We start from the raw sequence: 20,845 nt of genomic DNA on the forward strand, positions 1-20,845 counted from the left end.
CCGAATGGGCGTGACAATGGCGAGCGCATCAATTGAGTCGAAGCGCCCGACGTGCCCCGCCCATCGTGCCGCTCAGGCCAGGCGTCCGGCCCGCCACTCAGCGATGATGCGGCTCGCGATGGAGACGCTGGCGGGCAGCTTGACCTCACCGGCGGCGACAGCAGCGGCCAGCTCCTCGCGGCTGAAGAAGCGCGCCCACTCGATCTCCTCGCCGTCGACTGTGATCTCGGTGCCTTGGGCACGGGCCACGAAGCCGAGCATGAGCGACCGCGGAAACGGCCACGGTTGGCTGCCCACATAGGCGAGCGAGGTGAGGGTCAGGTCGGACTCCTCGGCGATCTCCCGGTGCACGGCCTGCTCCAACGACTCCCCCGCCTCGACGAACCCGGCCAGGATCGAGACGCGGCCGGTGTCCCAGACACGTTGGTGGGCGAGGAGCAGCCGGTCGTCGGCGTCCAGCACGGCGACGATCACGGCAGGGTCGGTCCGCGGGAAGCGCGGCCGCTCGCACACCGGGCACCACCGTTGGTGGCCGCCCTCGCGCACCTGCGTTATGGCGCCGCACTGCCCGCAGTGGGGAGCGACCCGGTGCCAGTTCACGAGCGCCACGCCCGTCGTGACCACGTCGGCCATCGTCTCGTCGAGTCCGGTGGCCAGCTCGCGCAGCGACGCTGTCTCCCCTTGCCCAGACAGGTCCGACGCCTCCGCGACGAACCACGCCGCCTGATCGACCAGCCCGACGAGGAGGTGCCGCTCGGGCACGTAGCCGCCGCGCGGCCGCTCCGACCGGAGCTCGCCGTCGGTCGCCGTGACGAACGATTGGTCGTCGACCCCGAAAACACGCGAGGTCGGGTCGGCCCACCACGCCGCCACGGCGGGGACATCGGCGCGCCCGGCGAGGACGCGATCCAAACGGCTGTCAGGGACCCAGGGCTCCACGCCGCCAAACTAGCGCGCTGCGACCGCACGCCTCACCATCGCGTCCAACTCGACCCGGCCCACCAGGCGCGCCGGGCGGACAATCCGGCCGGTGGGCACGTCGCAGAACACGGCGTCCACGCAGTCCACGTCCACGCCCTGCAGCTCTGCCCAGGCGAGCCGGTACAGCGCCAACTGCAGTGGGTCGGCGCCCGCGGCGTTTCCGGTCTTCCAGTCGACGACGAGGAACGCCTGTCCTCGATCAGCCGCCCCGGCCGGGGCTCGGCCGTCGGACTCCTCGAAGACGGCGTCGATACGGCCTCGGACGACGGTGCCGCCCAGGAACAGCGAGAACGGCACCTCCGTGGCCTGCGGCGTCCGGTGCGCAAACGGACCCGCCTCGAACGCCTGCACCAGGCTCGCGAGGTCGGCGTCGACCGGCGCCCCGTCGTCGGGACCGTCGTCGAGCAGGCTCGCCGGCGAGCCGAAGCGGCGCTCCAGCCACGCGTGGAACCGCTCGCCGGTCCGCGCCGCCGGTCGCGGAGGCCTCGGCATGGGCCGGTTCACCTGGGCGAGATACCCTTCGGCGTCCGCCCCGAGCGCGATGAGTGCGGTAGCCGACAGGTAGGGCGGCAACGCCACCTCGCTCCCTCGCCGCCTGGCGGCGGCCTCAGCGAGCAAGACGTCGGCCGCGGCGTCCCAGGAGGCCACGAGCGCAGCCTCGTCGAGCGGCAGCGGCTCCTCCTCCCGGACGCCGCCGGTGCGGTAAGCCGCCACCGCTTGCGCCGCACGCACGCGGCGTTCCCGGCCGGCCGGGTCGAGCGCCACGGGCCACTCCACCGCCCGCCCGCCCGCCTCCAGCGGGTTCTCGGCGGACACGTCCCGATGGTCGACCTCGGTGGCGAACCGCTCCAACACGCGCAGGTACGGCGAGACGGCGCGGGGCCGCAGCAGCTCCGACCACGCGTGCGTCGTCGCGACCAGGTGCTGCCGGGCGCGGGTGACGGCCACGTAGGCGAGCCGATCGTCCGCCCGCCGGGCCTCGTCCTTCAGCGCCTCCGCGTACTCCTTGGCGGCCGCGTCGCTCAGGTCGGCCAGCTGCGCGATGTTGGCGGCGTCCCCACGCAGGTCGGCCGGCAGCACGGCGGCGTTCCGCAGCCAGTTGCCCTGCACCCGGTCTGAGGGGAACACCTTGTCGGCCAGCGCCGGGCAGAACACCACCTCCCACTCCAGCCCCTTCGCCCGGTGCATGGTGAGCAGCTTGACCGAGTCGTCGCGCGTCGGCACCGGCTGCTCCAGCCCCACGCCGTGCTCCTCCTCGGCCCGCAGCCAGCCCAGCAGGCCCGTCAGCGACCCATCGCCGTCGATGTCGGCGTAGCCCGCCACCTGCGCGACGAAGGCGTCCAGCTGCCGCAGGCCGTCGGGGCCGCGCAGGCCGCACTCCACCTCCAGCCCGAGCGTGGCGATGACGCGGCGCACCAGCTCGGTCACGGGCGCGTTGGCCCGCGCCCGGAGCGCCGCCAGCTCGGACGCCGCCGCCGTCAGCCGGCGCCGCCCCTCGGCGGTGTAGGGGCCGTCGCCGAGGTCCCCGAGCGCCTCGGCGAGCGACGGCGCCCGGGCCGACGTCGTCGCATCGATGATCGCGGCGATCTCCTCCGCGGCGGTCGCGTCGTCGACGGGCCGGTCGTCGCCGGCGAGCTCGCGCGCGCGGCGTCCGAGCACCGCCAGGTCGGCCGGGCCGATGGCCCACCGCGGCCCGGTCAACACACGGATGACGTCCGGGTTCGCCGTGGCGTCGGCGAGCACGCGCAGCACGGCCACCACGTCGGCCACCTCCGGCACCTGCAGCAGCCCGTCGAGGCCGACGATCTCCACGGGCACGTCGCGGGCGGCCAGCGCGGCGTACAGCGGCCGGATGTGGGCGTTGCGCCGCGCGAGCACGGCGATGTCGGACCACCGCGGCGCCAGCCCCGTCTCGCGGCTGGCCACGATGCGGTCCACCACCCAGGTGACCTCGTCGGGCCACGTGTCGAACGAGGCGACGGTGATGTCGCCGGGCGGCGTGCCCTCGGGTGCCACGAGGTCGACGTCGATGCCGTCCCACTGCAGCTCCTCGTCGGCGCGCAGCGGCGCGGCGAGCGCGTTCGCGGCGTCCAGGATCACCTGCCCCGAGCGCCGGTTGACGGTGAGCGCGTACCGGGCGGCCGGCGAACCGTCGGCCCGCGGGAACTGCTCGGCGAACGTGATGATGTTGGCCGCCGCCGCGCCGCGCCAGCCGTAGATCGCCTGGCAGGGGTCGCCGACGGCGGTGACGGGGTGACCGCCGCCGAACAGCTGGGCGAGCAGCTGGGCCTGGGCGCTGGACGTGTCCTGGTACTCGTCGAGCAGCACGACGCGGAACTGCTGGCGCAGCGACGCCCCCACCGAGGGCACGAGCCGCGCCAGCCGCGCGGCCACGCCCATCTGGTCGGCGAACTCGACCGCGCCGAGCGAACGCTTGAGCCGCTGGTAGCCGTCGACCAGCCCGGCCAGCTCGACGCGCTCGGCCGCCACGGACGCCGCCTGCTTCATCGACGCGTAGAGCTCTTTGCGCCGCGAGAGCGGCGAGCCGGCGACCCCGCGCAGCACCTCGTCGGCGTGGTCCACCAGCGCGTCGCTGTCCACGAGGTGCGCCGCGAGGTCGCCGTCGAGGGCGAGGACGCGGTCGGTCACGCTGTCGGGGCGCAGCCGGGCCAGCTGGTGGAACGGGCCCGGGGCGGCCGACACGACGCGGGAGGCGAGCCGGAACCGCGCGGCACCGGTGATGAGCCGCGCCTCTCCCTCGACGCCGATGCGCAGCCCGTGGTCGGCGACGAGCCGGGCGGCGAACGCGTCGTAGGTCATGATGAGCTGCTCGCCGGCGTCGTCGAGACCCTCGGCGTCCACGACGCCCGCCCGAGCGAGGGCGACCCGGACGCGGCCGCTCAGCTCGGCCGCCGCCTTCCGCGTGAACGTGAGGCCGAGCACCTCCTCGGGGCGCACCTGGCCCGAGCCCACGAGCCACACGACCCGCGCGGCCATGACCGTCGTCTTGCCCGAGCCCGCCCCGGCGATGATGACGCCCGGCTCGAGCGGTGCCGCGATGGCGCGCAGCTGCTGGTCGGAGAAACCGATGCCGAGGGCGTCCGACACCTCGGCCACGTCGGTGAAGCGCCTCACGAGACCACCTGCCCACTGCGGGCCGGGCAGCTGGACCGCACCGGGCAGTAGGTGCAGTGCTCGCCCGGCTGCGCGTCAAAACGGCCGGCCTCGAGCACGTCGCACGCCCGGGCAACCTGGTGATGCACCCACGTGGGGTAGGCGAGCTCGGCCGGATCGTCGGTGAGGTGCGGCCGCTCGCGCAGCGACGGCTGCCGGAACTCCTTGGGCCAGTTCTCGCCGTCCTCGACGCGCAGGTAGACCAGGCTCGCCCCCGCGCTCGGTGCCGGCTCGCCAAACCCGCCCGCCTCGACCGCCAACTGGTACACCCCGATCTGGGGCGTCGCCTCGGCGGCCGCCTGCGACGGCTTGGTGCGGCCCGTCTTGAAGTCGACCACCTTGAGCGAACCGTCCTCGCGCCGTTCCAGCCGGTCGACCGCCCCGACGAGCCTCACCTGCCGGCCGTCGACCGTCACCTCGGCCGCGAACGGCACCTCGACGCCGACGAGATCGGCGTGGTCGTGCCCCTCCTGCCAGGCCAGGAAGCGCCGCACGGCGGCGTCCGCCTCGGCCCGTTCGGACGCCGACAGCCACGCCGCCGGGAAGGGGATGTCGGCCCAGACCCCGTCGAGCGCGGCGTCCACGTCGCCCGGGCCCAGTTCGCCCGAGGCCGCCCGCTCGGCCACCGCGTGGATCACCGAGCCGAGGATGGTGCGGATCTCCCGCGGCGGTTCGGCGCGGGCTTCCCGCGCGAGGAAGTACTTGCGCGGGCAGGTGAGCAGCGACTCGACCTGGCTCGGGCTGAGCCGGATGGGCCCCTCGCCGGCGGGCGCGCGGGTGCCCGTGGGCTCCCGGACGCCCCACCACCGGGCCGGATCGGCGTCCGGGGCGAGCGGGTGACCGTCGTCGTCGACCGCGTCCGCGAGACGCGCGAGGCGGGCGGCGGCGGCGTCCCGCAGTCCTTCAGAGACCGTGGCGTCCTGCGCGACGCGCCGCAGCTCGGCCACGAGCGCGCGCAGCGTGTGCAGCCGGGGCGGGGCGGTGAGCAGGTGGCGCACCGGCACCCCCAGTTCAGTGAGGAACCTCGACGGCCGGTCGTCCTCCCCGTCGGTGCCCTCGACGGCGGTGACGAGCAGCCGCCCCTCGGCGCGCGAGCAGGCGAGCAGGAAGAGCCGCCGTTCGGTCGCCACGAGGTCGCGCGTGGTGATCCCGGCCCCGAGGGTGGCCCCCGTCGCCCCGGCTCCGAGCCGCTGCGGGTCGAAGACCGAGCCGCGCCGCCGCACGTCGGGCCAGACGCCCTCCTGCACCCCGGCGACCACGACGAACCTCCAGTGCCGACCCTTGGCCCGGTGGGCCGTGAGCAGCCGGACGCCGCGGCCCGCGACCGCCGCCTCGCGCTGCGAGTCGGCCGGGATCTGCTGGTTGGCCACCTCCGCCACGAACCACGCGACGCCCGCCTCGCCGCCCGGGCCGAGCGATTCCCGGGCGAGGTCGAACAGGGCGCACACGGCGTCGAGGTCGTGGTGCGCCCGCGGGGACGCGTCGCCGCCGCGCACGGCGTCGGCACGGAGCCGCTCGGGCCAGTCGGTGCCCGACCACAGCTCCCACAGGACGGCCTCGGGCCGCGACCCTGCCGCCACCAGCGCGGCAGCCCGGGCGAGCAGGTCGCGGCGCGCGGCGACCGCGTCGGCCCCGTCGGGCAGGGGACGCCGCCCCGCCAGCGCCTGGGCGACCAGCTCGTCGGTGGGGGTTCCGACCGCGCGCGGGTCGGCCGCCCGCAGCCGGCGCCCCAGCGAACGGAGGGCGACGGCGTCCAGCCCGCCCCACGAACAGGTCAGGAGCCGCGTGGCCTGGTCGGCATCGGGCACGCCGCCCGCGGCAGCCACCTCGAGGCCGACCAGCAGGGGCCGGACGGCGAGCTCGGCGCCGAGACCGATCTCGTCGCCGGCGACCTCGACGGGGATGCCGGCATCGGTGAGGACGCGGGCGAGTGGCGGCAACTGCGTGCGCCCCGATCGCACGAGCACGGCCATGTCGCCCCACGGCACCTGGTGGTCGAGGTGGGCGGCGCGCAGTTCACCCGCGATGTGGCGGGCCTCCGTGGCCGAGTCGGGAAACGTGCACACGTCGAGGCGCCCGGAACCCCCGCCCGTCGCCGCCCGGTAGGCCTGCACCGCGCCTGCCTCGAGGGCGGGCACCCCGAGCCGGCGGGCGACGGCCGTGCAGGCGGCCACCTGCTCGGGAGGACGCCGGTGGGCCACGCCGAGCGCAACGACCCGCGGTGCCACCGAGCCGTCGCCGAAGAGCGGGCCGAACTCGGCGGCCGCGCGCGGGTGCGCGCCGCGGAAGCGGTAGATGGCGGTGTCGGGGTCGGCGAGCGCGACCACGGGCAGGGCGTCGCCGGCCAGCGCCCGGACGAGCCCGATCTGGGCGGGGTCGAGCTCGCACCACTCGTCGACGTACACGGCCGCGATCTCGGCGCGCAGGGCGGCGAGCACCGGCGGCCGTTCGAGCAGCAGCCGGGCGCGATGGACGAGTTCGGCGTAGTCGAGCGCTTGTTCGGCGTCGAGCACGTCGAGGTACTCGGCCATGAACGCCCCGAGCGCCCCCCAGCCGGGTTCGCGGGCCGCAGCCGCGGCGTCCGTGAGCTCGTGGGGGTCGAGACCCAGGTGGCGCGCCCGCGCGAGCGCGGCGCGCGCCTGCGTGGCGAAGGCGCGGGTGCCGAGGGCGGCCTCGAGCTCGGCCGGCCAGGGAGCGGGGCTGCCGAGCAGGAGCTCCCGGATGCGGAACTCCTGCTCGGGGGCGGTGAGCAGGCCGGGCGCGGCGTCCTCCGCGTCGGCGAACCGGGCCAGCAGGGTGAGGCAGAAGGCGTGCACGGTCATGACCTGCGGGGCGAGCGTGGTGCGCCCGGCCGCGCGCACGATGCGGTCGCGCAACTCGGACGCCGCCTGGCGCGTCAGCGCGAACACCAGCGGCGGCAGCGCGCCGGCGCGGATGCGGGCAGCGACGGCGTCCACGAGCAGCGTCGTCTTCCCCGTGGCCGCCGCGCCGAGGACGAGCACCGGGCCAGCTGCGTCAGCCACCGGATTGATCATGCTCGCCATCCCACCACACCCCGCCGACAATCTAGATTGGCCGCCATGACCGACGTGACGACCGAGGTGGACGGCCGGACGCTCAAGCTGACCAACCTCGGCAAGGTCCTCTACCCCTCGGGCTTCACCAAGGGCGAGGTGATCGACTACTACCGGCGGATCGCCCCCGTCATGCTCCCCCACCTGGCCGGCCGGCCGGTGACCCGGATCCGGTTCCCGAACGGCACCCAGGCGCCGTCGTTCTTCGAGAAGAACGTGCCCGCCGGCACGCCCGAGTGGGTCACCGTCCACCACGTCGCCGGCAGCCGCGAGGACATCGACTACCCCCTCGTCGACAGCCTCGCCACCCTCGTGTGGCTTGCCAACCTCGCCGCCCTCGAACTCCACACCCACCAGTGGCGCGCCGCGCCCGGCGCGTCCGCCACCGAGCTCACCGAGGAACTCCTCGTCGACCAGCTCGTCCTCGACCTCGACCCGGGGCCCGGCGTCGCCATGCCCCTCATCGCCTCCGCCGCGCTGCTCGTGGCCGGCGCACTCGCCGACGACCGGCTCCTGTGTCACGTGAAGACCTCCGGCAGCAAGGGCCTCCAGCTCTACGCCGCGCTCGAACCGACGCCGGCGGGCCGGGTCATCACGTACGCCCGCGCCCTCGGCGCGCGGCTCGCCGCGGCCCATCCCGAGCTGTTCCTCACCGAGATCGCCAAGGCCGCCCGACCCGGCAAGATCCTCGTCGACGTCAACCAGAACCTCGCCGGCCGCAACACGGTGTGCGCCTACTCCCTGCGCGCCAAGGACGCCCCCACCGTCTCGACCCCGCTCGCCTGGGACGAGGTCGAGGACGCCGCCGCCGGCGGTTCGCCGCTGCGGTTCGAGGCCGCCGACGTGCTCGACCGGGTGGAGGCCCACGGCGACCTGTTCGCCCCGCTGCTCACCGGCGCCCGCGGCGTCCTGCCCGCCTGAATCATTCCTCTGCGGCGTTCGCCCGCGGCGAAGACCAGCCGGCAACGGCGGCGCCCCGGCTAGGGTGGGCGGCGATCAGAAGGAGGGCCCATGGAGGTCAAGGTCGGTATCCGCAACGTGCAGCGCGAGGTCTCGCTCGAGACGAAGGCCACGGCGGCCGCCCTGGAGGAGCAACTGGCCGCGGCGATCGCGTCCGGCGGGGTGTTCGCGCTGACCGACGACAAGGGCCGCAAGGTTCTCATCCCGGCCCAGCAGATCGCCTACGTGGACCTGGGCAGCGAACACACCCGGCCGGTGGGGTTCGGCGCGGTCACCGCCTGACCGGTAGACTGCGTGCGGCGCGTGCACCCGCGCGCCCCCGCGGCGATGGGCGCGCCCAGTGCGAGCGCCCCGTCCCTGCGGTGTTCCGCCCGGCCTCGCGGCCGGTGAGTAGTGAGGCACCACGCTGACCATCTCGGACCTGCCCCAGGCAGATACACAGACCACCTTCGACGACCTCGGCGTCCGCACCGAAATCGTCGAATCCCTCGCCCACAAGGGCATCGTTCACCCCTTCCCCATCCAGTCCATGGCGATCCCGATCGCGCTGGCGGGCACGGACATGATCGGCCAGGCCCGCACGGGCACGGGCAAGACACTCGCGTTCGGCGTCAGCCTGCTGCAGCGCATCGCGGTTCCGACCGACGAGGCATATGCCGATCTCGAGCACCCCGGCAAGCCGCAGGCGCTCATCATGACGCCCACGCGCGAGCTCGCCCTCCAGATCGCCGGCGACCTGGCCGACGCCTCGCAGGTGCGGGCCGCGCGCATCCTCACCGTCTACGGCGGCGTCGGGTACGAGCCGCAGCTCGACGCGCTGGCGTCTGGCGTCGACGTCGTGGTGGGCACGCCCGGCCGCCTGCTCGACCTGGCCAACCGCCGCTCCCTCGACCTGTCCCACGTACGCGTCCTCGTGCTCGACGAGGCCGACGAGATGCTCGACCTCGGCTTCCTGCCCGACGTGGAGCGCCTCATCGCCCGGACGCCCTCCGCCCGGCAGACGCTGTTGTTCTCCGCGACCATGCCCTCGGCCATCGCCGGCCTGGCCCGCATGCACATGAGCCAGCCGGTCAACATCCGCGCCGAGGCGCACGACGCCCAGGCCACCGTGCCGGACACCACCCAGTTCGTCTACCAGGCGCACGACCTCGACAAGCCCGAGATCGTCAGCAAGATCCTCCAGGCCGACCACGCCGGCAAGGTGATGATCTTCACCCGCACCAAGCGCGCTGCCCAGCGGCTCGCCGACGACCTCGAGGAGCGCGGCTTCGCCGCCACCTCCATCCATGGCGACCTGTCGCAGGTGATGCGCGAGAAGGCGCTCGCCCGCTTCCGCGAGGACCGCGTCAAGGTGCTCGTCGCCACCGACGTGGCCGCCCGCGGCATCGACGTCGCCGACATCACCCACGTCATCAACTACGAGTGCCCCGACGACGACAAGACCTACGTGCACCGCATCGGACGCACGGGCCGCGCGGGCGCCAAGGGCGTCGCCGTCACCCTCGTCGACTGGGCCGACGTCACGCGCTGGAAGGTCATCAACAAGGCCCTCGACCTCGACTTCCCCGAGCCGCCCGAGACCTACTCGACCTCCGAGCACCTGTTCGCCGACCTCCACATCCCGGCCGGCACCAAGGGTCGCCTCCGCGAGCCGCGTCCGCGCGAGGAAGCCGCCCCCCGTGAGCGCAAGCCCCGCGAGGAGCGCCCCAAGCGCGACCGGAACCGCCGTCGCCTCCGCAACGGCCAGCCCGTCGAGGGGTCGGACGCCGCCGGTGCGGCCCCGGCGCCTGTCGAGAATGCGGCGCGCGCGGAGGCTGCTGAGGCGTCCCCCGGGTCCGAGCAGGACGGGGCGCCTCGCCGGCGGCGTCGCCGCGGTGGCCGCGGACGCGGCCGTGGCCAGGGCGAAAGCCAGGGCCAGGGCGAGCAGCAGGCGGCCCAGGGCGAGGTCAGCGGAAGCTGACGATGCCCTCGCCGCGGTTGACGCGGAACCCGGTGCCGTCGCTGCGGACCATCCAGACACCCTGCTCGGTCGACGTCATCGTGTAGTCACCGACCGTCAGACTTGACCCGTACGGCAACGGCCGGGCGGCCGTCGAAGGCCGGAAAATGCCCTCGGACGTGCAGGTGACGCTGAGGGCACCGGCGGCGTCCCACGTGGCGAGGGGTTGGGCGAAGTCGGGATTGGCACCGCAGTCGACCTGCGCGACCGGGTAGTTGGCCTGACAGCCCGCCTGGATGCCGCCCAGGGCATCGGTGAAGATCCCGCACGCGATGTTGCCCGACGGCGCGACGGCGTAGTAGTGGCCGGCACCCATCGACTCGTCGAGATAATCGGCGGCGTTCACGAGCGTCCCCGTGGGCGGCGTCAGGGTGCCCGTGGCGGCGCTCGGCGACGGCGTCGCCGTGGAGGCCGCCGTGGGGCTCGTCGACTGAACCGGCGACGGCTCGCTCGTCGGCGAGGCGGTGGCCGACGCGCTGGCCAGCGGGTTCGGTCCGGGGACGGCCTGTCGGTCGCGCTGCCAGGCGTCGAGCGTCACGATCGTCGCGACGCCGAGCGCGATCGCCAGGACCGCGGCGACACTGAGGAAGACGATGCGCCGGAGCCGTTCGCGACGACCCCGCGCGATCACGTCCGCGATGGCTGCGTCCGTGAGTTCGGGCATGGGTGCCTGCCGCATCTGGCGGGCGAAGTCCCCCCAGGCCGCGTCGCCGGTCGCCTCATCGCGGAAGAGGGAACGGCCGAACTCGTCGTCGAAGTCACCCATGGTGTCCCCCAGGGGTCGCGTAGCCCGGAGCCGCCCGCATCTTCGCCAACGCGCGGCTGCAGGTGGATTTGATGGTGCCCACACTCACGCCCATTTCCTCAGCCGCCTGGATCTCCGACAGATCGAAGTAGTACCTCAAGACCACGATGGCCCGCTCCCGCGCGTTCAGGACGCGCAGGCGCCCGACGATGTCCGCGCGGTCGTCGACCGCCCCGATATCCCGGGCCGACGCCGGCGCCTCCGCCCACGCCCGGTCGCCGTCCAGATCCATGGCCACCGGTTCGTGCTTGCGGCGGCGGAACTGGTCGGTCGCCAGGTTGACCATGATGCGCCGGATGTAGGCCACTGCCGTGGCCGGCTCGATCGACCCCCAGCGCACGTAGGCGCGCACGAGCGCCTCCTGGACGAGGTCCTCCCCCGCCGTGCGGCTGCCCGCGATGAGCACCGCGGAGCGCATGAGCGTGGCACGGGCCTCGCGCACGAAGTCCGTGAACTCCTCGTCCCGTGTTCGGGTCGCCACGGTCACACTCTGTCCTACGAACAGCAGGGCGGCGAGGTTGACACTCTGGACGCCGTCGCCCCCGGTCAGTGCGCGGTGAACAGACAGAACGGGTGGCCATGGGGGTCGAGCAGCACCCGGACGTCGGTTTGGGGCTGGTGGGGGTGCGTCGTGGCGCCGCAGTGGTGGGCCCACCGTTCGGCGGCGTCCAGGTCGTCGACCCACACGTCCAGGTGCGCCTGCGGCTGCTGCGCGCCGGGCACCGAGGGCCACGTGGGCGGGGTGTGGAGCTCGTCGAGCTCGAAGTTGAGAGTCATGCGGAGGCGTCCGGGTTCGGGCCGCAGTTGGGCCCAGCCCGGTTCGGACGCCGCCACCGCGACACCCAGCAGTCGTGCGTAGAACGCGGCCAACTCGGGGGGCCGCGGCGACGAGATCGACACCGATGTGGCCTCGAGGCGCGGTCTCACTGGCCCGTGCTCCCATCGATCGTAGCTCGCAGGACGCCGAGGAACCCGAGCGTCGCATCAGCCTCTCCGGCCGTGGCGGGCGGCTCGGGGCGGTCGTCGACGGTTGCGGGAGCAGGTTCCGAGGTCGGCACCGGACCACTCTAGGCGACGGAAACTGGAGGCGACGGACGCCTCAGAACCGGTCGGGTTCCTCGGCGTTGAAGACGAGATCGCGCCGGCCGGGGACGGTCACGACGAGGCGGTCGAAGCCCCCGGCGGTCGCCCCCTCGACCACCGAGGCGTGCTCGCCGAACAGCAACCCGACCTGCGTGGGTGCGTACGCGGAACGGCGTCGGGTCTGCCGGATCCAGCGGCGTCCGTGAGTGACGAGCGCCAGGTCGACACCGTCGCGGACGAGCATCTCCACGCCCTCCCCCGCCGCGTTCGTGCCGTAATCGAGCCGAATCGTGTCCACGAGCCCCGGGAAACCGTAGGCGACGCGTTCGCGCACCAGCGGCGTCCGGCCCGCAACCTCCCTCGCCGAGGCGGACGCCCGATCGGCCTCGGCCTCGACGGCACGCCAGTGGTCGGCGCCCGCCACCACCTCGCGGAAGCCGGGCGTCACCGGCGCCCGTTCGCGGAGGGCGGCGACGACCAGGGCGGTCTCGTCCTCGGCGAACCCCGTGAAAGCATCCTGATCGACCAGCCCGCCGCCGTCGGCGCGCACAGCGACCACCGCGGCGTCCCGCCCGTCGACGCGCCCGGTTCCCAGGGCGAGCACCTCGGACCAGCGTCGGCGGCGTCCGAGAAGGGTTCGGTAGCCGTCGGCGCCGAGGCGCAGCAACCCCGACGACACCGACTCCAAAGCCAGCACCACCGCCATCGCGAAGAACGTGAGCAGGATGACGAACAACACCACCGAAGGCACGCTCGGCGCGCGCACCGCGTCGGCGAGGGCCAGCGTCGCGGCGTAGCCGAACAGGAGCACCGCGACAGCTCCCCAGAACCCGCGGACGCCGACCCTGCGGCTCACGAGCCAGCGCGCAGGCATCAGTAGGCCATTCCCATCGCCTGGCGCACCTCGGCCAACGTCGCGTCGGCGACCTCGTTGGCGCGGGCGTTGCCCTGCCGGAGGACGTCCAGAATGTGGCCGGGATCGGATTCCAGGTCGGCCCGCCGCGCCCGGATCGGCGCGAAGAACTCGTTCAGCGCCTCGATGAGGTACTTCTTGAGACCACCCCCGCCACCGTTGCCGATCTCGTCGGCGATGGCGACCGGATCGCGCCCCGAAGCGAGGCCCGCGAGGGTCAGCAGGTTGGACACCTCCGGCCGGTTCACCGGGTCGTAGGTGATGAACCTGTCGGAGTCGGTGACGGCCTTCTTGAGGATCTTCGCGGTCTCGTCCGCGCTCATGCGCAACTCGATCGTGTTGCCCTTGCTCTTGCTCATCTTCGTGCCGTCGGTGCCGAGGATCAGCGACCCCGACGACAGCAGCGCCTCCGCCTGCGGGAAGACGGGGGTGGCCGGATCGACGCGACCGTAGCGCTCGTCGAACCGGCGCGCGACGACGCGGGTCTGCTCGAGGTGCGGAAGCTGGTCTTTGCCGACGGGCACCAGGTTCGCCTTGCAGAACAGGATGTCGGCGGCCTGGTGCACGGGGTAGGTGAGCAGGAGCCCGGACATGGGGCGTCCGCCCGTCGCCTCGTGCTCGGCCTTGACGGTGGGGTTGCGGTAGAGCTCCGAATCGGAGACGAGCGACAGGAACGGCAGCATGAGCTGGTTGAGCGCCGGCACCTGGCTGTGAGCGAAGATCGTGGTCTTCGCCGGGTCGATGCCGAGGGCGAGGTAGTCGGTGACGAGCGAGGTGACGCGCTCGTGGATCGGCCCGGTGCCGTCCCGGTCGGCGATCACCTGGTAGTCGGCGACGAGCACGAAGGTCTCGACGCCGGCGTCCTGGAGCCGGACACGGTTCATCAGCGAGCCGAAATAGTGGCCGATGTGCAGGTGGCCGGTGGGGCGGTCGCCCGTGAGCATCCGGAAGCCGGACGGGTCTCGCGCGATCTGCTCCTCGATGGCGCGGCTGCGCTCTTCGGAGCGGCGCAGCGAGGCGTCCGACGTGGAGGAGGCGAGGGCGTCCTCGGTGGCCTCGGTCGTGTCGGTGACCTGGTCGGTCATGGGGTTACTCCTTGTCAGTGAGGTCCCGCAAGCATGCGAAACGGCCGCCCGCGGGACGGCCGTCGTGCAGGGTGGATCAGCAGGCCGTCGTCACGGCCGCCACCACCCCCTGCTCTGCATGGGACTCACCCTACCCCCAGACCGGACGCCGCCGGTCACGGCTGGCCGCCGCGAGACCGGATGCGGCGGACGATCTCGGCGTGGACGTCGGCGTGCGTCGAGTGGGCGCCGAGCGGATTCCGGGTCTTGCCGAGTCCGTGGTAGTCGCTCGAACCGGTCGTGAGGAGACCGAGGGATTCAGCGAAGGCGCGCAGCGCGGCGCGGGTGTCGTCGTCGTGGTCGGGGTGGTCGACCTCGACCCCGTCGAGCCGGTGCTCGAAGACCAGTTCGGTGAGATACGCCTCGGGCAGGTCCTCGCGCCGGCCGCGTCCCCACGGGTGGGCGAGCACGACCACCCCATGAGCGCCGTGCACGAGGTCGATGGCGGTCGTGAGCGGCGTGCTGTAGCGGTCGACGTAGCCGAGCCCCCCATCGTGGAGGTAGCCGGCGAAGGCCTCGTCGCGGGTGGCGACGTAGCCCTTGGCGACCATCGCGTCGGCGACGTGGGGGCGTCCGAGGGAGGCACCCCCCGCTTGCGCCAGGACGTCCTCGACCGTGAGCGGCAGCCCGAGCGTGGACAGCTTGGCGACCATGGCGGGCACCCGGTCGGAGCGGCCGACGCGCACGCGGGCAAGCTCATCGAGAAGCGCATGGTCGTGCGGATCGCACCCGTAGCCGAGGAGGTGGACGGAGTTGCCGTTCAGCTGCGTCGACATCTCGACGCCGGCCAGGACGTCGATGCCGGCGCGCTCTGCGGCCAGTTTGGCTTCACGGATCCCGTCGAAGGTGTCGTGGTCGGTGAGCGCGATGACGTCCAGCCCGGCTTCGGCCGCCTTGCGTACCAGCTGGGTGGGCGTGTCCGTGCCGTCGGAGACCAGCGAGTGCGTGTGGAGGTCGATGCGCATGGTTCCAGTCAACCATCCCCACGCCCCGTCCCAGCTCCGCCCACGGCGTCCCCCAATCACCCGCCCCCCCGTGTGACAGTCGGGGCCCTCCCCTGTGTGACGGTTGGGGCTCACGGATGGGGCGCTGGAGCGCCTTCTTTGTGAGCCCCAACCGCAACACGGGGGTGCTCCCCGACCGTCACACGGCGTTTGGACGCCGCCGCTCACGCCATTCGTCGGCCAGGAGGGCGTAGCCGTAGCCGTCCAGCCACCCGTCGTCGCGGTGGAGGCTCTCGGCGACGGCGTGGAGTTCGCGACGCATGCCGAACGCTTCCATCAGGCGCCAGGAGGCCTCGTTGGCTGCGAAGCAGTTCGCCGTGACCCGGCGCAGCCCGAGTTCGTCGAAGGCGACGACGAGCAGCTCGGCGATCCCCTCGCGCGCGAAGCCGCGGCCCTGGGCCCACGGCGCGACGACCCAACCCAGTTCCGCCTGGACGCCCCTGCCGTGCTCGGCCACTTCAGCCTGTGCCCATGCGTCCTCGATCCTGAGCATGAGGTCGCCGACGACCTCCCCCTGATGAAGCATGACGAGCTGGGCGCTCTGCCAGTCCGCCGCCCGCGCCCGGAGCGACTCGACGTCGGTGAGGAGTCCGGACAGCCACTGCCCCACCTCGGGCAGGCTTCGGTAGGCGAACACGGCCTCGGCATCCGCGATCGTGAACGGCCGCAACTCCAGGCGCGCCGTCCGGCGCGGCCAGCGAAGATCAGTGAGTCCCACCGGCTCAGTGTCACCGAAGCAGGCGGTGCGAGGGACTCTCGGCGCATAAACCCGGGGCTCTCGGCGGATCAGACGAGCAGCGTGCGGACGGTCCGCAGGCCCACGGACATGCGGGCCAAGGACGTGTCGTCCGCGGTGATCTCGGCGAGTTCGGCCGCCTCGCGGGCGACGCCGCCCACGGACTCCTCCCACGCCGCCACCACGCCCGCGGCGTCCGACGCGTCGGAGCCGACCGCCAGAGCGGCGCGCGTCAGGTCGGCCTGCAACCGGCCGAGGTCGTCGCGGAGTGCCGCGCGGGCCATGGTGTCCCAGCGGTCCACGCGGGGCAGCTCGTTGACCCGCTCGAGCAGACGGTCCAGCCCGAGGCGTTCGGCGAGCGCGAAGTACACCCGCGCGACGAGCCGCACGTCGAGCCCCAGTTCGCTCGCCAGCTGCGCAACCGGCAGCGTCAGGTGCGCGCCGCGGGCCTTGGCGATCCCCTCGGCCAACTCAGCCGGCACCTCGCGCTCGCGGTACCAGGCCAGGTCGGCCTCGTAGTGCTCCCGCTGGCGGGTGGTGCACAGCTGCTCGAAGTCGGCGCGCAGCGCCGCCACGGCTTCGGTGAACGCCGCAGACTCGCCCAGGATGTCGAGATTGCCGCGCCGGTTGAGCAGCCACCAGCGCGTCGTCTGTTCCACCATGCGCTGCAGTTCCACCCGGATCCGGATCTCCGTGTCGGCGTCCAGCCCCAGCCGTGGCAGGGACAGTTCGTCGCGCGCCACCGCGAACACGTTGCGCGCTGCGAGCTGCGCCCGCACGATCTCGCGCACATCGGACGCCGTCTCCTCCGCCAGCCGGTGGTAGGCCGAGATCCCCTGGGAGTTCACGAACCGGTTGACGGTCACCATCGTCACGATCTCGCGGCGCAGCGGATGGGAGGCCATCGCGTCGGCGTACCGCTCGCGCAGCGCCTTGGGGAAATACGTCACGAGCCGGTCGGCCAGGTAGCGGTCGTCGGGCAGGTCGGAGGCGAGCACCAGCTGTTCGAGCCGGATCTTCGTCCACGCCAGCAGCGCCGCGAGCTCGGGCCGGGTCAGCCCTTGGTGGTGTTCGATGCGGCGGGCCATCTCGGCGCGGCTCGGCAGTCCTTCCAGGTCGCGGTCGAGCAGACCGTCGGCCTCGAGGGTCCGCATCCACTGCTCCTGGGCGCTCGCCATCTCCACGGACTGCGCCTGCCCCACCGATAGCGCCAGGTTCTGGTCGACGTTGTGCGCCAGCACCAGCTGCGCCACCTCGTCCGTCATGGACGCCAGCAGCTCGGCCCGCGCATCGGCGTCCAGCCGTCCGGCGGCGACCTCGGGTTGCAGCAGGATCTTGATGTTGACCTCGTGATCGGAGGTGTCGACGCCGGCCGAGTTGTCGATGAAGTCGGTGTTGATTCTTCCACCGGCGTGCGCGAACTCGATGCGTCCGGCCTGGGTCCAGCCGAGGTTGCCGCCCTCGCCCGCCACCCGCGCCCGCACGTCGCGCCCGTCCACCCGGACGGCGTCGTTCGCCTTGTCCCCCACCTCGGCGTCGGTCTCAGTGGACGCCTTCACATACGTTCCGATGCCGCCGTTCCACAGCAGGTCCACGGGCGCGGACAACAGCGCCTTGATCACCTCGTTGGGTGTCAGCGACGAAACGCCGTCGGCCAGCCCGAGCGCCTGCCGCACCTCGGGGCCGATCGGGATCGACTTCGCCGTCCGCGGCCAGACCCCGCCGCCGGCAGAGATCAGGTGGTGGTCGTAGTCGGCCCACGTCGAGCGCGGCGTCTCGAACAGCCGTTTGCGTTCGGCGAAGGAGGCGGCGGCGTCCGGGTTCGGGTCGAGGAAGACGTGGAGGTGGTTGAAGGCGCCGACGAGCCGGATGTGTTCGCTCAGCAGCATGCCGTTGCCGAACACATCGCCCGCCATGTCGCCGATGCCGATGCAGGTGACGTCGGCGGTCTGGCAGTCGATGCCGAGCTCGAAGAAGTGCCGCTTGACCGACTCCCACGCGCCGCGGGCGGTGATGCCCATGCCCTTGTGGTCGTAGCCGACCGAACCGCCGGAGGCGAACGCGTCGCCCAGCCAGAAGCCGCGCTCGACACTGATGCGGTTGGCGATGTCGGAGAAGGTGGCCGTGCCCTTGTCGGCGGCGACGACGAGGTAGGTGTCGTCGCCGTCGTGCCGGACGACATCGGGCGGCGGCACGACTGCGCCGTCGACCAGGTTGTCGGTGAGGCTGAGCAGTGAGCTCACGAAGATCTCGTAGCAGGCGACCCCCTCGGCGAGCCAGGCGGCGCGGTCGGCGCGCGGGTCGGGCAGCCGCTGCGGCACGAAGCCCCCCTTGGCACCCACCGGGACGATGACGGTGTTCTTCACCATCTGCGCCTTCGCGAGGCCGAGCACTTCGGTGCGGAAGTCCTCGCGCCGGTCGGACCAGCGCAGGCCGCCACGGGCGACCGCCCCGAACCGCAGGTGGACGCCCTGCACGCGCGGGCTATACACGAAGATCTCGTGCGCCGGCCGCGGCTCGGGCAGCAACCCGAGCTCCGTCGGCCGGATCTTGAACGCCAGGGCGGGCTGGTCGGCGGCGAACGCGTTCGTCCGCACGATGGCGCGCATGACCGCCACGAACATGCGCAGGATCCGGTCCTGGTCGAGACTCTCGACGGCGTCGAGGGCGCGCAGGATCTCGGCGATCTCGGCGTCGAAGTCCTCCTCGCGCGCCTCAGGCGTCGCGTGCTGGTCCGGATCGAACCGGGACTCGAACGCCGCCACGAGTGCTCCCGCGATGTCCGGATTCGCGTTGAGGGCGGACGCGACGTACACCTGCGAGTACGGGATTCCTGCCTGCTGCAGATAGCGCGCGATGCCGCGCAGCCAGGTGACCTGCTGCCACGTGAGGCCCGCCCCCATGACGAGGCGGTTCATCTCGCCGGCGTGGCAGGCGCCCGTGTAGGACGCCCGGAAAGCCTCGGCGAACCGCGCACGGTCGGCGGCGTCCCAGTCGGCGGCGGTGTCGCCGTCGGGCAGGTGGAAGCCGAAGTCGTAGACGTAGAGCGGCTTGCCGCGCAGATCCCACTCGTAGGGTCGCTCGTCGGTGACGGTGACGCCGAGGGCGTTGAGGTACGGCATGACCCGGGTGAGCGACATCGCCTCTCCCGTGACAACCTTGAACCGCAGCGTGGCTGGGTCGTCGGGGTCGTCGGGAGCGTACACGGCGAACCGGAGGTCGCCCGGGTCGGTCAACTCGTTGGCCAGCGCGAGGTCGGCGAGGGCCTGCCTGACCGTGTACTCCGACTCGTACGCCTCGCCGAACTCGACGCCGCGCTCCTGCGCGGGCAAGGAGTCGGCCATGGCGCTGAACTCGTCGTCCCACGTGGTCGCGGCGGCCATCACGTCGGCCTCCAAGCGGGCGACGTCCACGGTGAGGGGGGCGGCGGCGTCCGGACGCTTGACGACGAGCAGGAGGCGGGCCATCGCGGTCTCGTTCACGAGGGCGCGGAAGTCGATCGATTCGCCGCCGAGCCGTTCGAGAAGGATGGCGCTCACGCGCTCGCGGAAAAGGGTGCGGTAACGGTCGCGGGGCACGAAGACGAGGCAGGACCAGAAGCGGCCGTAGGCGCCCTCGCGGAGCAGCAGCCGCGTCTGCCGCTGCTCCTGCACGGTAGCGATGGTGCGGACGAGGTCTGCGAGATCGTCGACGCCGGCCGAGAACCACTCCTCGCGGGGAAGGGTCGCGAAGGCGTCCTGGGCGACCTGTGCGGCGTGGGTCGCGGGTGTGATGCCGAGGGCCGCCCAGACATGGCGTGCCTTGTCGGCGACGAGAGGGATGCGGTCGACCGGCTCGGAGTAGGCACTCGCGCTCCACAGGCCGAGGAAGCGCTTCTCCCCCACCTGGACGCCGCCGTCGAACACCCGCACGGCCACGTAGTCGAGGTAACCGTTACGGTGCACCGGGGCGCGCCGCGAGTCCTTGGTGACGACGAGCAGTTCGGGCGCCGCGGCGTCCGGCACCGCGTGGAAGGGATCGGTCACGTCGCCCGCCAGGATGCCGAGCCCCGTGCCCGCGACAGGGGTGAACGTGCTGGCGTCGACCGTGTACTCGCGGTAGCCGAGCAGTTCGAGGTTGCCGTCGGACACCCAGCCCAGGAAGTCGGTGATGCGCCCCACCTCGCGCGCCGAGGCCGGCTGCGGCGTGTCCTCCAGGGCGGCGGTGGCCGCGCGAAGGCGCTCGAACATGGCCGGGCGGTCGTCGTGGGCAAGGCGGGACGCCGCCAGTCCGGCCCGCAGCCGCTCCAGGACGCCGGGCAGCTCCGCGTCCGCCGACCGGCCGAGCGGCGGGTAGGCCTCGATCGTGATCCACGACTCGGAGGCGCCGCCGGCGCCGACGCCGCTGAGGCGACCGGCGGCGTCCCTGGTGACGGAGAGGATCGGGTGGTGGAGCCCGCGCACCGTCCAGCCGGCCTCGGTCAGTACCAGGGTGGCCGTGTCGACGAGGAACGGCCGGTCGTCGGTGACGACCTGGAGGATCGTCGATCCCCGCACCCCCCACCCGTCGGTGGCCTCGCGGGGGGTGAAGCTGGCGATGAGGTCCTCGCCGGGGGCGCGGACGGCCCCTAGCCGCGCGTGGGAGGCCGCGAGCCGCGGCTCGCCGACCAGGACGCCGCCGGCGTCGATCTGCCGCGGGAACCAGGCGCGGGCGAAGCCGGCCGGCTCAGGAAAGTCGGGCAACTCGGACGCGATGATCTGCGCCGCCTCGCCCACCGGAAACGAAATCTTCTCGTCAACAGACACAGCGACGCTCCTCCTTGAACACAACTGCCGTTGACCAGCCTACCGTGGCGCCCGCGCGGAACGTACTCCGCCGGGGCGGAGGCCCCCCGCCGATGGCTCGCGAGTGGGCGCCGAACGGACGCATCCGGTAGGAAGGACGCATGAAGATCACCGCAGCCCAGAGCTACCCCGCCGATCCGACCGCCGTGCACGCGATGCTGACCGACGA

Annotated in this window: 13 protein-coding genes and 1 pseudogene; 3 read left to right on the forward strand and 11 right to left on the reverse strand. The window is 73.0% G+C overall.

Going from position 1 to position 20,845, the window contains the following annotated elements; all coding sequences use genetic code 11:
- Positions 1 to 72: 72 nt before the first annotated feature.
- Genes nudC through Q1K57_RS13240 form a run of 3 tightly spaced genes read right to left on the reverse strand, consistent with a single transcriptional unit; the run spans position 73 to position 7,178 of the window.
- Positions 73 to 939, reverse strand: coding sequence for an NAD(+) diphosphatase (nudC, locus tag Q1K57_RS13230; protein WP_300083388.1), 867 nt, complete (start codon positions 937 to 939; stop codon positions 73 to 75).
- A 9-nt stretch (positions 940 to 948) separates the two neighbouring features.
- A complete protein-coding gene (locus tag Q1K57_RS13235) occupies positions 949 to 4,116 on the reverse strand; it encodes an ATP-dependent DNA helicase (RefSeq protein ID WP_300083390.1) in 3,168 nt (1,055 codons plus the stop codon).
- Positions 4,113 to 7,178: an ATP-dependent DNA helicase gene (locus tag Q1K57_RS13240; protein ID WP_300083391.1), complete on the reverse strand. Its 3,066-nt coding sequence runs from the start codon at positions 7,176 to 7,178 to the stop codon at positions 4,113 to 4,115. The genes Q1K57_RS13235 and Q1K57_RS13240 overlap by 4 nt, the downstream gene beginning before the upstream one ends.
- Positions 7,179 to 7,235: 57 nt before the next feature.
- Here Q1K57_RS13240 and ligD point away from each other — a divergent pair, with 57 nt between their 5' ends.
- The 3 genes and pseudogenes from ligD to Q1K57_RS13255 all read left to right on the forward strand — a co-directional run.
- A complete protein-coding gene (gene ligD / locus Q1K57_RS13245) occupies positions 7,236 to 8,150 on the forward strand; it encodes a non-homologous end-joining DNA ligase (protein WP_300083394.1) in 915 nt (304 codons plus the stop codon).
- A 90-nt stretch (positions 8,151 to 8,240) separates the two neighbouring features.
- The gene (locus Q1K57_RS13250; protein WP_300083396.1) at positions 8,241 to 8,471 is read left to right on the forward strand and encodes a DUF3107 domain-containing protein; all 231 of its coding nucleotides are present in this window, start codon (positions 8,241 to 8,243) and stop codon (positions 8,469 to 8,471) included.
- A 247-nt stretch (positions 8,472 to 8,718) separates the two neighbouring features.
- Positions 8,719 to 9,951, forward strand: a pseudogene (locus Q1K57_RS13255) (DEAD/DEAH box helicase); the annotation flags it as partial.
- 184 nt (positions 9,952 to 10,135) lie between these two features.
- Here Q1K57_RS13255 and Q1K57_RS13260 read toward each other — a convergent pair.
- The 8 genes from Q1K57_RS13260 to Q1K57_RS13295 form a co-directional block, all read right to left on the reverse strand.
- Entirely contained in the window at positions 10,136 to 10,954 is an 819-nt protein-coding gene (locus Q1K57_RS13260; RefSeq protein ID WP_300083398.1) for a hypothetical protein, read from the reverse strand.
- Complete coding sequence (locus tag Q1K57_RS13265) at positions 10,947 to 11,474, reverse strand: SigE family RNA polymerase sigma factor (RefSeq protein ID WP_300083400.1); 528 nt, start codon at positions 11,472 to 11,474, stop codon at positions 10,947 to 10,949. The genes Q1K57_RS13260 and Q1K57_RS13265 overlap by 8 nt, the downstream gene beginning before the upstream one ends.
- A 65-nt stretch (positions 11,475 to 11,539) precedes the next feature.
- Positions 11,540 to 11,920 carry a VOC family protein gene (locus tag Q1K57_RS13270; protein ID WP_300083402.1) on the reverse strand — a complete coding sequence of 127 codons (381 nt, stop codon included), beginning with the start codon at positions 11,918 to 11,920 and terminating at the stop codon, positions 11,540 to 11,542.
- 172 nt (positions 11,921 to 12,092) lie between these two features.
- A complete protein-coding gene (locus tag Q1K57_RS13275; protein WP_300083404.1) occupies positions 12,093 to 12,950 on the reverse strand; it encodes a hypothetical protein in 858 nt (285 codons plus the stop codon).
- A complete protein-coding gene (gene trpS, locus Q1K57_RS13280) occupies positions 12,950 to 14,074 on the reverse strand; it encodes a tryptophan--tRNA ligase (protein WP_300083406.1) in 1,125 nt (374 codons plus the stop codon). Before trpS ends, Q1K57_RS13275 begins: the two co-directional genes overlap by 1 nt.
- A 155-nt stretch (positions 14,075 to 14,229) precedes the next feature.
- Positions 14,230 to 15,078 carry a PHP domain-containing protein gene (locus Q1K57_RS13285; RefSeq protein ID WP_300083408.1) on the reverse strand — a complete coding sequence of 283 codons (849 nt, stop codon included), beginning with the start codon at positions 15,076 to 15,078 and terminating at the stop codon, positions 14,230 to 14,232.
- Positions 15,079 to 15,256: 178 nt separating this feature from the next.
- Positions 15,257 to 15,835: a GNAT family protein gene (locus Q1K57_RS13290; RefSeq protein ID WP_300083410.1), complete on the reverse strand. Its 579-nt coding sequence runs from the start codon at positions 15,833 to 15,835 to the stop codon at positions 15,257 to 15,259.
- Between the two features lie 68 nt (positions 15,836 to 15,903).
- A complete protein-coding gene (locus tag Q1K57_RS13295) occupies positions 15,904 to 20,637 on the reverse strand; it encodes an NAD-glutamate dehydrogenase (protein WP_300083412.1) in 4,734 nt (1,577 codons plus the stop codon).
- Positions 20,638 to 20,845 lie beyond the last annotated feature (208 nt).

Origin of the sequence: Propioniciclava sp., assembly GCF_029977985.1 — a bacterium.
Lineage (GTDB): Bacteria > Actinomycetota > Actinomycetes > Propionibacteriales > Propionibacteriaceae > Propioniciclava.

Bases quoted from the DNA above. Each gene is read 5' to 3' on its own strand.
- ligD (WP_300083394.1), top strand. From the start codon at position 7,236: ATGACCGACGTGACGACCGAGGTGGACGGCCGGACGCTCAAGCTGACC.
- Q1K57_RS13250 (WP_300083396.1), top strand. From the start codon at position 8,241: ATGGAGGTCAAGGTCGGTATCCGCAACGTGCAGCGCGAGGTCTCGCTC.
- Q1K57_RS13260 (WP_300083398.1), bottom strand. From the start codon at position 10,954: ATGGGTGACTTCGACGACGAGTTCGGCCGTTCCCTCTTCCGCGATGAG.
- Q1K57_RS13275 (WP_300083404.1), bottom strand. From the start codon at position 12,950: ATGCCTGCGCGCTGGCTCGTGAGCCGCAGGGTCGGCGTCCGCGGGTTC.
- trpS (WP_300083406.1), bottom strand. From the start codon at position 14,074: ATGACCGACCAGGTCACCGACACGACCGAGGCCACCGAGGACGCCCTC.
- Q1K57_RS13285 (WP_300083408.1), bottom strand. From the start codon at position 15,078: ATGCGCATCGACCTCCACACGCACTCGCTGGTCTCCGACGGCACGGAC.